Genomic DNA, 12945 nt, shown 5'->3' with positions numbered 1-12945 from the left:
TCTCGTCAGTTTCTATACTTTATGTTTTGTTCCGATAGCGATATGATTTCCTTTACTCTTTTTTGGCGGGTTTCATCACGTTTGGCTTGTTTTAGCCAATACAGATATCCTTTTTTTTGACTTTTGGTGAAATTTTTAAAATTCTCAAAAGCAGTTTGGTTCTTATCAAAAGCCTTTTGCAGTATGTCTGGAATTACACCATTTTCCACATCGTTCAGCGCTGTCCATGAGCCGTTCGCTTTGGCAATATCGATGGTGGCCAATCCACTTTGGTGCATTAACCCATCGCACTTTAACTCCTCAATATAAGCCTTGTTCAGTGTACTCCAAGTGCTATTAGGTTTTCTGGGGCTAAAGTATTGTTTGCGCTTACCGTTCCCTAGACTTTTTACGGTACTATCGATCCAACCAAAACAGAGGGCCACTTTAACGGCTTCTTCCCATCGCATACTTTCTTTATTATGGTCAACAGAATAAAATATCAAGTGAATACCGGTGTATTCTTTATGGTTCTCGTGCAGCCATTCCCGCCACTCAACATCGTTTTTAAAATAGAATTCGGGATACTTGCTCAAATCAAATTTTATTGGTCTTTATATAAAAGTTTTTGTCAATGATCACTTCGTTGCCATCCAGTTGCTCGGATTTCCATTCTTTAGAAGGGAACAGCCATGTTTCCGATCCGTTCACAAAAGCTTTTACAGGCATATCAAAATCATCCACGATATCCACATATCGGTAGGTAATGGAGCCGTTTTCAATTTTATATTCCAACTCGGGAATCATGGTTGTTCTCAGGTATTGATTAAAAAAAGCGGATAAGTCTTTCTCGGTTTTTTTGCTCAGATAATTCTCTATTTGGGCCGTTGTAACCGTCTTATGATAAAATTCTTTATTGATTCCGCGTAATATTTGGCGCCATTTTGCATCATCCTCTACCAATTGGCGCAGGGTGTGCAAAATATTGGCCCCTTTATAGTACATATCACCCGAACCTTCCTTGTTCACATCGTATGGTCCAATAATGGGGCGATCGTTTTGGATATTGGCCCGTGTTCCGATCACATATTCTGCAGAAGCCTTTTTGCCAAAATGATAGTCGAGGTAAAGATTTTCCGAGTACGCTGTAAACCCTTCGTGAATCCACATATCTGCAATATCCTTGTAGGTAATGTTGTTGGCAAACCACTCATGTCCTGCCTCGTGTATAATTATAAAATCGAAAAGCAGGCCCCAACCAGTGCCGGACAAGTCTCGCCCCAAATACCCATTTTGATATTTGTTGCCGTAGGTCACGGAGCTTTGGTGCTCCATGCCCAGATAGGGGACTTCCACCAACTTAAATCCATCCTCGTAAAAAGGGTAGGGGCCAAACCAGTGTTCAAAGGCTCGGAGCATCATCGGAGTTTGAACAAACTGTTTTTTTGCTTTTTCCAAATTTTCGGGCAATACATAATAATCCAATTGCAGCGTACCATTTTCTCCTTCGTAGGTTTCATCAAAATGGGTATAGTTGCCGATGTTTACGTTGACCCCATAATTGTTGATGGGATTTTTAACCGCCCAATGGTATGTTTTAAAATCGCCATCTTCCGAAACATCTTCCAATTGACCATTGGACACATCCACAAGATGTTTGGGTACGGTAACACTAATGCGCATGCTGTCCACCTCATCGTACATATGATCTTTATTGGGCCACCAAACGCTTGCACCCAGACCTTGGCAGGATGTTGCTACGAACGGATTGCCATTTTCATCTTGTTTCCAAGAAAAACCACCATCCCAAGGTGCCCGGACTGCTTCTCGTGGTCGCCCTGAATATTTGATCTTAATCTCGTTGAACTCTCCCGGCACCTGTTTTTTCTTTAGTTTGATGAAGTGGGCATTGCCCTCGGTGGTATATTTCAGGTTTTTGCCATCTTGCAAGACCGATTCGATTTGCAATGGTTCTTGAAGGTCGATTTGAAGGGTTTCGGCAGGCTTTAAAACTTTGTACCGCACAATATTGTACCCAGAAATATATTTTTTGGATGGTTCTACCTTGATGTTGAGATCGTAGTAGTTCAAATCCCACCACTCCCTTTCCGGGGTGATGCTTCCTCTTAGTGTATCTTGCCTTGTAAATTCCTGTGCCGATAAAATGCCCGACACTAAAAGGAAAACGATTAAATAGATTTGTTTCATGATCATTACTGAATGATATTAATGGCTAGTGTTTGGTTGTAAAAGACCAAGTGATTCAAAAATAAGGCTTACCTAAAAACTTTATTGGGAAAAACCACAGGACTTTCGTGTCCATCTGCACCAATAGCGGCCACACCAAAAAAATAATTGTCTATTACTATGCCTTCCAAGGTATGCTCGTCTACATCGCCAACATACCTGTAATTGTCCCAGGTGGGGGATGTTGTATCCCTCCAATAGATTTTATAGCCTTTGGCTCCATCGACCTTACTCCATCTAAGTTTGGCACTGGGTTCTACAATGCCACCGATTTCAACAGTTTTGGGCGATGGCGGTGCCCAAGCAATGGAGGCTAGGTTTATGGCATTTACGGCTGTGAGTTTTTTGGCATATTCAAAATCTACATGCTCCAATACGTCACCGTAGGCGATGCCATTTTCCGTTCTGATATCTTGGTGCTGTTGTGTATAATTTTCATGGGCCTCCATTATGCGAATTCCGGCAAAACCTGCGTCGTTGAAAGGTCTGTGGTGCCCTCCACGACCAAAGCGATCTAAACGATAGATCAACATAGGATTCATTTCTGGCATATAGGTTTTAGTGGTTTTGTACACATACCTGGCCAGTTGGCGCGAGATTCCATCTACCTCCCCGCCATAGAATCGGCGAGCCCTTCGTTCTTGTTCCGTTTCGGTAGGGGGCACGGGTTCCGAGAATATCCTAAAGTCCCTATTGCTCACCACTCCATCTACTCCGGTAATGTTACCGATCATATCATTGTTCAAAATTCCTACAATATCCCATCCGCTTTCTTTGGCATGGGCTGCAAGACCTTTTCCTCCATATAGTCCCTGCTCCTCTCCAGAAAGGCCCACATAAATAATACTGCTTTCGAACGTGTACTTGGACAGTACCCTTGAGGCTTCGATGGTGCCCGCCATTCCACTGGCATTGTCGTTTGCCCCAGGAGAGGTGGATGTGTAATTGTTAGGGTCGCTCACTCGTGAATCGATATCACCGCTCATGATAATGAACCGGTTGGGATATTTAGTGCCTCTTTGGATGGCTACAACGTTAACAATTTCAACATCTTTTACGATTCGTGCATTATCGCCTTTCTTTACAAAGTTTTTTTGATAAAATACCTCTAAGCAATTACCGCAGTTCGAAGAAATTTTATCGAACTCCGATTTTATCCATCTCCTGGCAGCACCAATTCCTGTGGTCCGGGAAACGGTATCGCTCAGGGTATGCCTTGTTCCAAAGTTTACCAAAGTGGTAACATCGCTCTTTATGCGATCTGCGGAAACGGAATTTATAATGTCATAAAGTCTAGTGTCGGTTTGTGCATAACTTATGCATGCAAAAAGGAGCAGCGTTGCAAGTAGTTTAGTTTTCATATTACAGGGAGTTGTTTTTCTTTTGAAAGTACATGGCGTGAAAATAACAAATAGGTCCTAAAAGCGTATATAGTATTCCGGGGAGACCGTAATATAATCCAATATGAAACTTGGCAATGATAATGGAAACGAAGGCGACAAAAACAAAAATTCCAAAATGCCGTGCATAAAACAAATGTAATTTATTGCCTGTCCCATTCTTCTTGTATACTCTTAGGTACATTAGGGAAAAACACGTAAAAATCAACAAAAACCCAAGGCTGTACAATTGAAATAGCGAAGAAAAATCGTCTTTGTTGATTTGTAGCGTCCCCGTCCATGAATTGATCAATGATTTGAGCGGAAATATAAAGTAAAGAATCAAAAATAGGAGAACCGTATTTAGGCCAATGATCATATTGTCCATGTAATCTGATCTTCGGAAAAAATTATAATGAACGGACCAGAGCCCTGCCAGTGCAAAAAAGCTTACCGAAAAGCTCAAAAAGACTATCCAATCTACCTGTAAAATGGAATTTTCCGCTTGCGTTCCCACAGAAACTACCAAAAGGGTCGCAGCAAAAGCAAATACCGCATCGCTAAAGGCTTCAATTCTACTAATGTTGTGTGGTAGTTTCATGTATTTATTATTGGATAAAGGTTACTTTGCTAATTTCGCCATTTTCTACTTCATAAATAGCAATGGCCTCTAGTATCCTTCCATTTATGGTTGCCATTTCTTCGTCTATCACCTTGTTTCCGATCACGATCCTGTTTTTTATACTGGCATGTAGGTCAGGGGTGTTTTCAAAGAGAGCACTGTATTGTTGTTCCAGATTCGCCCTGCCTTTTAGGTTTAATGTATTGGGGTAGCTGTATATCTCTATCTGGGGTGCATAGGTGGTGGCAAATGCCTCGATATCCCTTTTATTGTAGGCGTCCAGTTGTTCTTGTACGATACTTTCGGCATCGGTAAGAGGACCATCGGGGAATATAAAGGTCATGGATTGGATTTTACCATTCGCCACTTGGTAGATAGCGACTTGGTGCCCGTCCCTGCCGTCCACTTTGGTAATTTCCTCATCTATAATGGTGTTGCCCAACACTATGCGATTTACAACTTTAACGTTAGATGTTTTTACGTTCTCGAAAAACCTTTGGTAGTTCTCGCGCATTTTTGATTTTCCTTGGTACATAGGCTCATCCGGAAATTGTAGAACACGCACATTTTCGGAAAAGCAAGAGACAAAATCGTCTAAGTTCCTATTGTTAAAAGCTTCTACCTGTTTTTGGATTATTTTGGCAGGCGACCCTTCGGCAACAAAGGCCAATCTCTTAGCTTTAGGGCTTATGGCGATTCTACTAATATTGTTGATTTCTTCTTGATTGAATTCCATGATGGTTTCCCATTCCGCGCCTTCGTCCAAATCGAGACGTAGCAATTCTTTGTTGAATCCCGTAATTATGGTTTGGGTGCCCAACCAAGCTATATCCTCCTGATTTTGGTAAGTGTCGATTATCTTTTTTATTTCGCCAGTAGTAGGGTTTAAGGATAAAATTTCCCACTTCTCGCCCTTTTTTCCAACAAAACTGACCAGATCTGATTCGGGGATGTTGTGCAAAGAGCGCCCAACATTTTTATGGACGATTCGGTGTGTGCCTGTTTCAACATCCACGATCACAAGATCCATACGATTATCTGTTAAAACCGTAGCGATCAGGGTAGATGGGTCGTACCATACATGATAACCAATTTTTAAGTCTGTTATAGGTGTGGATTCCTGTGTCTGTAAATTATAAGCATACAGGCGTTGTAAGCCATCCACATCCAGTCGTATGGCGGAAAATGCATTCTTTCCGGGAATACGTAGCGGAGAATATTCACTGCCTGCCTTTGTATAGGTCAACCACTTTGATGTGCTTCCTTCTTTAACATTGAATTGAAGAACATCGGTCTGGTCCTCCCGGGTTGATGCAAAAAGGATGGAATCGTCGTTCCAAAACGAAGGTTGATTGTCGTAACCATTGTTGTTCGAAATGTTTTTTGGGTTGGTCAACAGGGGTTTGCCCTCTTTTATTTCTAGATCAAAAAGATATACCTCTGTCTCCACTTGGGACCATCCTATGGTAACGGAGAACAACAAGAAAATGCTCAATAAAACTCGTGTCATGGCTTTGTAAAACGTTTCAATAATTGCCTTACCCTTGTGGTATTTTCCACATGGTATTTGGCATGTGTTTTTTTAAGACCGACTTTGACCGTAATTGCGGTCTCCGGCAGTTCTTGGAACATAAATTCGTCCGTCCAATCATCACCAATGGCAAAAACAAAGTCATAATCGTCTTCGGTTAACATACGAGTGGCGGCCCTTCCTTTGTTCACATTACTGTTTTTTATTTCCATTACCTTGTTCCCGTTGAGCACGCTAATATCGTCGTTGCCGATCAAACTTCGAAGAACGGTATTGAGTTCCGTGGCCCTCTTATCCCCGAAATCCGGGTCGGTATTGCGGTAATGCCAAGCTAAGGAATAGTTTTTTTCCTCAATAAACGAGCCAGGTGTCCGATCTACAAAAGATTCGAGCACGGGTCTTATTTTGCCCATCCATTCTCCTTTGACCTGTTCCAACATCTTAAACTCGTCCCCGTTTTTGGAAATCCATACACCATGCTCTACTATCATATTATATTTTTTGGGCAAGAACCATCGGCCAAAGGTCTGTTTGTCCCTCCCGCTTATTAAAAAAACAGTAGTGTTTTCTTGGTTGTGCAAGGCATCTAAAAGTTGGTACAATTCTTCATCTGGAGATGCCTTTTGTGGGTCTTTGTGGAAACCTGCCAAGGTCCCGTCATAATCCAAGAACAATAATCGTTTCTTGGATTTTTCATATTCATTTTGAATGGAGGACAATATGCCGGACGACATCTTTTCGGAAATAAAAGCTTTGCCCAGATCTCTGTTCTCTTGCAATGCACTCATAAATTCATTGGCCCAAACCTCTACATTGTAGCGTTCCAATCTTTTCTGAAGAAAGGTATTACGGGATATTTGCTCTTCCAAAGGCATGTTAAAGGCTTGCTTAAGTGTATCTGCTTGTTGTTCAAAGTTATTCGGATTTATCAACAGAGCTTCGTTCATTTCGTAGGCCGAACCGGCCATCTCGCTTAGAATCAGTACCCCAGACTTATCTGTTCGGGTAGCAATATATTCTTTGGCCACCAAATTCATCCCATCTCTAAGGGGTGTCAGCCATGCAATGTCGCTGGATGTATATAGGTCGATCAGGCTTTCAAAGGGAAGGGAACGATAGAAGTACCAAATAGGTGTCCAGTTCACCGTGGAAAGTTCACCATTTATTCTTCCTACCAGTTCGTCCACCTCTTTTTTTAATAATTGATATTGTGGAACGTTGGAGCGGGAGGGAACGGCAAGTATGATCAATCGGACTTTTTCCTTGTATTCTGGATACTTTTGAAGAAAGTACTCGAATGCGTTGATTCGCTTTGCTATCCCTTTACTATAATCGAGTCGATCTATGGATAGGATCAATTTGGTATCCGGGGCCGATGCTTTGTGGTTGTCCAAACGAACTTGTAGATCACTTCGGTTTTCTTTACTTTTTGAATCATGGTTAACAGCGGCATCCCTAAACTTTTTGTAGTCGATTCCCATGGGGAAAGAATCCACTTTTATGACCCTATTGTCCAGATAGATCTCGTTGAAGCTTACATCCAGACCGATCAATCTGCGAACGGAGCTCAAAAAATGCCTTTCGTAATCGTACGTGTGGAAACCGATAAGGTCCGAGCCCAACAATCCTTCCAGGATTTCTTCACGCCAAGGCAGGGTCCTGAAAATTTCGAAAGAAGGAAAAGGAATGTGCAGAAAGAAACCAATGGTCGTATCCGGTCTTTTTTCGCGGACCATTTGGGGAACCAACATCAATTGGTAATCGTGGACCCAAATAGTATCGTCTTCACTTGAGTTTTCTATAATGGCATCGGCAAACTTTTGGTTTACGGCCTTGTAGGTTTCCCAATAGGTTAATTCAAACTCGGAATATTCCAAAAAATAGTGGAACAAGGGCCAAATGGTACGGTTACTGAATCCATAGTAGAAACCATCCACTTCCTTTGCATTTAGTTTTACCTTGGCACACCCATTATCCTGCAATGCTTTGTCTATTTCATCCTCGAGCCCATCGGGAATATCCTCGTCCGTGAGCCCGGACCAACCGATCCACAGACTTTCGCCACCACTGTGCACAGATTTCATTCCAGTGGCCAAACCTCCAACACTTGGTACTGCATTGAGCGATCCATTGCTAATTTGTAATTGAACGGGTAGCCGATTTGAGATTATGATAGTTTTGCCCATAAAAGGATGATTTTTGAGGTGTTTTAATTTTTTGTTTCTTTAAAAATCGGGAAATTAGATCGCAAAACCAATTCATAAGAACCCTTTTGAGACTTTTTGACCTATGGACAACTTGAATTACGGAATTATTGGAAATTGTAGGAGTGCGGCATTGATTTCCAAAGAAGGCTCCATTGACTGGTGCTGTTTGCCGCAATTTGATTCAGCTTCGGTGTTTGCGAAGCTACTGGATGAAAAAAAGGGTGGGAGTTTTGAGATATTAACGGGCGATAATTATAAAATTGATCAACAGTACCACAAGAACACCGCAATATTGGTAACGCGGTATGCCGATGGCGAAAATGTATTTGAGGTACACGATTTTATGCCCCGTCACCATAAGATGAACGGGAAATACATGGCCCCTCCGGAAATAGTCCGGTACATAAAGTATGTGTCCGGAAGTCCCAAGGTTCAATTTAAGTACAATCCAAAATTGGAATATGCTGTAGGCGAGACCGAACTTTATATTAAAGAAGATTTTATTGCCAGTCTAACCCATGAGAGTAAATACGACACATTGTTCCTCTATACTTCTTTTAACAAGAAACATATATTGGAACAAAAAGAAACCACGCTTAAGGAAGATGGGTATTTTTTGATTTGTTACCATGAGAAAATATTAAAACCTACCACCCAAAAGATTGCTTTGGAACTGGAACGGACCAAAGTTTACTGGTTGGATTGGGTGGATAAGACCCCTACTTACAAGAAATTTAAGGATCAGATAATTCGAAGTGCCATCACTTTAAAAATGTTGACCTACGACAAAACAGGAGCAGTGTTGGCGGCAGCCACTACGTCGCTTCCCGAGACCATAGGGGAGGTTCGTAATTGGGATTACCGATTTTGTTGGATTCGCGATGCTTCAATGGCGATCAAGGTTGTATCCGAATTGGGACATAAAAATTCCGCCAAAAGATTTTTACAATTCATAATCGATCTAATGCCGGATAAGGATGAGAAGCTCCAGATCATGTATGGTATCAACAAAGAAAAAAAGCTGACCGAAATATCCTTGGACCATTTGGATGGTTATAAAGGATCCAAACCGGTAAGGGTGGGTAATGCAGCTTATATGCAAAAACAGAACGATATCTATGGGATTCTGATGGATGTGATTTACGAGCAGCTTCGAAATTTTAGCAATGATTTGGAAAATGGCGAGGAGTTATGGAACATTACCAAAGGTATTGTTTGGATTGTCGGCAAACACTGGCAGGAGCCGGACAAGGGTATTTGGGAGTTTAGGGGAGAGGATAGGCATTTTACCTTTTCCAAGGTGCTCTGCTGGGTAGCTATAGATAGGGCTATAAAGGTTGCCAAAATGTTTGGTAAAACCCGAAAATTGGAACGTTGGACCGCCCTTGAACAAGAAATTAAGGAAGATATCCATAAAAATGCCTGGAACAATGACATTAATGCTTTTGTACAATCTTACGGTTCAAGACATTTGGATGCCTCCGTTCTGTTGATGGAACCTTATGGGTTTATCCATGCAAGGGACCCAAAATATGTGAGCACGGTTAAGGCCATAGAAGATGGTCTTAGCAATGATGGTCTGTTGTATCGTTATAAGAACGAAGATGATTTTGGACTTCCTTCATCATCCTTTACCATTTGCACCTTTTGGTTTATCAATGCATTGTTCAAGATAGGCGAGGAAGAAAAGGCTCTCGAGTATTTTGAACGACTTTTGGGCTATAGCAACCATTTAGGATTGTTTAGTGAGGATATCGATTTTAAGACCAAGAGGTTGTTGGGCAATTTTCCACAGGCCTACTCGCACTTGGCACTTATTGAATGTGCCATCAATTTTTCCAATAAGCAAAAAGATGAGCGGATATTGGAATCCATAGGGTAATAAAAAACGCCCCGATCGGGGCGTTTTCAAATTGTGGGTTCATAGATCCCGGCAATTATTTGAATTAGTCAAAGGTATACCCATTGTCCGCGGCAACTTTGTCGGCAATCTGAGTCCTTAAATTGACCACGTTGGGTTGGTTCGTGTACTTGGTAAAGCGTTTTAGCCCCATAAGCATCATACGTTGCTCATCTCCTTCGGCAAAAGAAACTATAGCCTCTTTGCCTTTTTGTTGAATAATGTCCACCGCTCTGTACAAATAGAGTTTGGACATTGCTATTTGTGCTTTTTGGGAATCTTCGCCAAAGCGTTTTGCGTTTTTCTCTGTTCTTAAAATTGCGGATTCGGCCATATATACCTGAATCAAAATATCGGAAGCTGCCATCAACAACATTTGATGTTTTTCCAAATCCGGTCCAAATTTTTGAACGGCGCTACCGGCAATCATCAAGAACACTTTTTTTAATCGAGCCACTAGATCTTTTTCTTCTGAAAAAAGTTCTGAAAAATCAGGTGTATCGAAAGATGGAATACCCATAAGCTCTTCACCAACAGCAGTTGCTGGGCCCAACAGGTCCACATGGCCTTTCATGGCCTTTTTAACCAACATTCCAACGGAGAGCATTCGGTTGATTTCGTTGGTACCTTCATAAATTCTGGCAATACGCGCGTCTCTCCACGCGGATTCCATTGGGGTATCGGCGCTAAAGCCCATTCCCCCGAATATTTGGATACCCTCATCCGTGGTGTGCTGAACATGCTCGGAAACAGCTACTTTCAGAATAGAGCACTCGATGGCATATTCTTCAACACCTTTAAGTTCTGCTTCTTGGTGTGAGTTGCCACTGGCTTCGCGAATGGCAATTCTGTCTTCAATATTTTTTGCAGCCCGGTAGCAAGCGGCCTCGTCCACGTAGGCATTGGTAGCCATGTCGGCAATTTTAGCTTTGATAGCTCCAAAATTGATGATGGGTGTTTTGAATTGAATGCGCTCATTGGCGTATTTGGTTGCTTCTCCGATTACTCTTCGTTGTGCTTCCAAACATGCCGCGGCCAATTTAATTCTACCTACGTTCAAAGCATTCATGGCAATCTTGAATCCATTGCCTCTTTCGGACAGCATATTTTCGACCGGAACCTTGGTCTCGTTGAAAAATACTTGGCGGGTAGAGGAGGAGTGGATACCCAACTTCTTTTCTTCATCACCTAAACTGATACCGTTTTCAGGGTCGTTCTCAACAATGAACCCGGTAATGTTCTTGTCATTCTCGATACGAGCGAATACAATGAACAGATTACAGAACCCTGCATTGGAAATCCACATTTTCTGTCCTGAAATGCTGTAATATTTACCGTCTTCGGATAACACGGCCTTGGTTTTGCCGGAATTGGCGTCGGAACCTGCTCCTGGCTCGGTTAAGCAATAGGCCCCAAACCACTCTCCCGTGGCCAATTTGGGAACGTATTTTTGTTTTTGCTCTTCGGTCCCGTACAAGGTGATGGGCATGGTACCGATACCAGTATGTGCGCCGAAAGCTGTACTAAAGGATCCCGTGGCACCGGAAATGTAGTCGCAGACCAACATAGTGGATACAAAACCCATTCCCATACCACCATAGGCTTCAGGAACCGCTATGCTCAAAAGTCCAAGTTCCCCCGCTTTTTTCATACACTCCTCGGTATAGGCATAGTCTTTTTGCTCGAACCGCTCCCAATGTGCCCAAAGTTCGCGATCTACAAACTCCTTGGAGCTTTCGCGCATCATTTTTTGTTCTTCGTTCAGGTCCTCAAGGGTGAACACGTCCTCACATTTGGTCTCCTTGACCAAGAATTGACCTCCTCTCAGTATGTCTTTTTCTTTAGTATCGCTCATGATTTTTTGTTGTTTAGTATTTTTAATTAAGAAATTCGAATATACCTGCAGCACCTTGTCCGGTACCTACGCACATGGTCACCATACCATATTTACCTTTCATGTCCCGCTTTCTCATTTCATCAAAAAGCTGTACCGATAGTTTGGCACCTGTACATCCAAGTGGGTGACCCAGGGCAATGGCCCCTCCATTAACATTAACGATATCTTGGTTGAGTCCCAACTCACGGATTACGGCCAAAGATTGTGAAGCAAATGCCTCGTTCAGTTCGATAAGTTCAATGTCATTTTGTTTTAAGCCTGCCTGCTTCAAAGCTTTTGGAATGGCTTTTACCGGACCAATACCCATAATTCTTGGTTCAACACCTGCTGCAGCATAGTTTACCAATCTGGCTATGGGTTCCAAATTGAGCTCTTTGACCATATCCTCGCTCATTACCATTACAAAGGCTGCACCATCGCTCATCTGCGAGGAATTCCCGGCAGTAACGCTTCCATTTGCAGCAAAAACAGGTCTTAATTTGTTCAAAGTAGGAATGTTGGTACCTTTTCTTGGTCCTTCATCCTTGTTTACAGTGTATGTTTTGGTTTCCTTTTTTCCAGCTTCGTTCACAAAGGTATGTTCCACTTCAATGGGCACGATTTGATCTTGAAAACGATTTTCTGCTTGCGCCTTCAATGCTTTCATATGGGAGTTGTATGCAAATTCATCTTGATCCTCTCTGGAAACCTTGAATTGTTGGGCAACGGCTTCTGCCGTAAGTCCCATTCCCCAATAATAGTCTTCGTGGCCTTCTTTCGCCGTGGCGTAATCGGGTGTTGGTTTGTAACCTCCCATAGGGATGTAGCTCATACTTTCAGCCCCTCCGGCTATGATGCAATCCGCCATTCCCGATTGGATTTTGGCCGTAGCAATACCAATGGTTTCCAAACCTGAAGCGCAATAGCGATTCACGGTAACACCGGGAACGTCTTCAATGTTGAGTCCCATTAATGAGATGAGTCTTCCCATGTTCAATCCCTGTTCGGCTTCGGGCATGGCATTCCCGACAATAACGTCGTCGATGCGTTTTTTGTCCAATTGGGGAAGCTCCGTCATCATATGCTCTATGGTCTCTGCGGCCAGTTCATCTGGTCGTTTAAACCTGAACAGACCTTTTGGGGCTTTGCCCACGGCTGTTCTATATCCTTTTACTATATATGCTGTTTTCATTTTTACTTTTGA

At 42.4% G+C, this 12945-nt stretch carries 9 protein-coding genes; 1 reads left to right on the top strand and 8 read right to left on the bottom strand.

Annotated features, from left to right (window positions below):
- Window positions 1-5: 5 nt before the first annotated feature.
- The 6 genes from ABTP35_RS00445 to ABTP35_RS00420 form a co-directional block, all read right to left on the bottom strand.
- Complete coding sequence (locus ABTP35_RS00445) at window positions 6-575, bottom strand: YdeI family protein (protein ID WP_375334335.1); 570 nt, start codon at window positions 573-575, stop codon at window positions 6-8.
- A 1-nt stretch (window position 576) separates the two neighbouring features.
- Window positions 577-2187: a M1 family metallopeptidase gene (locus ABTP35_RS00440; RefSeq protein ID WP_375334334.1), complete on the bottom strand. Its 1611-nt coding sequence runs from the start codon at window positions 2185-2187 to the stop codon at window positions 577-579.
- Window positions 2188-2255: 68 nt separating this feature from the next.
- Window positions 2256-3587 (bottom strand): M28 family peptidase, encoded by a 1332-nt coding sequence (locus ABTP35_RS00435; RefSeq protein ID WP_375334333.1) that lies wholly within the window; start codon window positions 3585-3587, stop codon window positions 2256-2258.
- Between the two features lies 1 nt (window position 3588).
- A complete protein-coding gene (locus tag ABTP35_RS00430; protein ID WP_375334332.1) occupies window positions 3589-4206 on the bottom strand; it encodes a TMEM175 family protein in 618 nt (205 codons plus the stop codon).
- Window positions 4207-4213: 7 nt separating this feature from the next.
- Window positions 4214-5737 (bottom strand): nuclear transport factor 2 family protein, encoded by a 1524-nt coding sequence (locus tag ABTP35_RS00425; RefSeq protein ID WP_375334331.1) that lies wholly within the window; start codon window positions 5735-5737, stop codon window positions 4214-4216.
- Window positions 5734-7944, bottom strand: coding sequence for a bifunctional alpha,alpha-trehalose-phosphate synthase (UDP-forming)/trehalose-phosphatase (locus ABTP35_RS00420; protein WP_338195690.1), 2211 nt, complete (start codon window positions 7942-7944; stop codon window positions 5734-5736). Before ABTP35_RS00420 ends, ABTP35_RS00425 begins: the two co-directional genes overlap by 4 nt.
- 103 nt (window positions 7945-8047) lie before the next feature.
- Here ABTP35_RS00420 and ABTP35_RS00415 point away from each other — a divergent pair, with 103 nt between their 5' ends.
- Entirely contained in the window at window positions 8048-9847 is a 1800-nt protein-coding gene (locus tag ABTP35_RS00415) for a glycoside hydrolase family 15 protein (protein WP_252079998.1), read from the top strand.
- Window positions 9848-9911: 64 nt separating this feature from the next.
- On the opposite strand, the gene ABTP35_RS00410 is transcribed toward ABTP35_RS00415, so the two are convergent.
- Both ABTP35_RS00410 and ABTP35_RS00405 read right to left on the bottom strand, forming a co-directional pair.
- Window positions 9912-11720, bottom strand: a complete 1809-nt coding sequence (locus ABTP35_RS00410) for an acyl-CoA dehydrogenase family protein (RefSeq protein ID WP_293294890.1) — start codon at window positions 11718-11720, stop codon at window positions 9912-9914.
- A gap of 22 nt (window positions 11721-11742) precedes the next feature.
- Complete coding sequence (locus ABTP35_RS00405) at window positions 11743-12933, bottom strand: acetyl-CoA C-acyltransferase (RefSeq protein ID WP_224836612.1); 1191 nt, start codon at window positions 12931-12933, stop codon at window positions 11743-11745.
- Window positions 12934-12945: the final 12 nt, after the last annotated feature.

This window comes from Flagellimonas alginilytica (genome assembly GCF_042134605.1).
Classification (GTDB): domain Bacteria; phylum Bacteroidota; class Bacteroidia; order Flavobacteriales; family Flavobacteriaceae; genus Flagellimonas; species Flagellimonas alginolytica.
The sequence above is the reverse complement of the archived record's forward strand: the minus strand, read 5'-3'. Positions and strand labels throughout refer to the sequence as shown.

Bases quoted from the DNA above. Each gene is read 5' to 3' on its own strand.
- ABTP35_RS00410 (WP_293294890.1), bottom strand. From the start codon at position 11,720: ATGAGCGATACTAAAGAAAAAGACATACTGAGAGGAGGTCAATTCTTG.
- ABTP35_RS00440 (WP_375334334.1), bottom strand. From the start codon at position 2,187: ATGAAACAAATCTATTTAATCGTTTTCCTTTTAGTGTCGGGCATTTTA.
- ABTP35_RS00425 (WP_375334331.1), bottom strand. From the start codon at position 5,737: ATGACACGAGTTTTATTGAGCATTTTCTTGTTGTTCTCCGTTACCATA.
- ABTP35_RS00405 (WP_224836612.1), bottom strand. From the start codon at position 12,933: ATGAAAACAGCATATATAGTAAAAGGATATAGAACAGCCGTGGGCAAA.
- ABTP35_RS00435 (WP_375334333.1), bottom strand. From the start codon at position 3,587: ATGAAAACTAAACTACTTGCAACGCTGCTCCTTTTTGCATGCATAAGT.
- ABTP35_RS00415 (WP_252079998.1), top strand. From the start codon at position 8,048: ATGGACAACTTGAATTACGGAATTATTGGAAATTGTAGGAGTGCGGCA.
- ABTP35_RS00430 (WP_375334332.1), bottom strand. From the start codon at position 4,206: ATGAAACTACCACACAACATTAGTAGAATTGAAGCCTTTAGCGATGCG.
- ABTP35_RS00420 (WP_338195690.1), bottom strand. From the start codon at position 7,944: ATGGGCAAAACTATCATAATCTCAAATCGGCTACCCGTTCAATTACAA.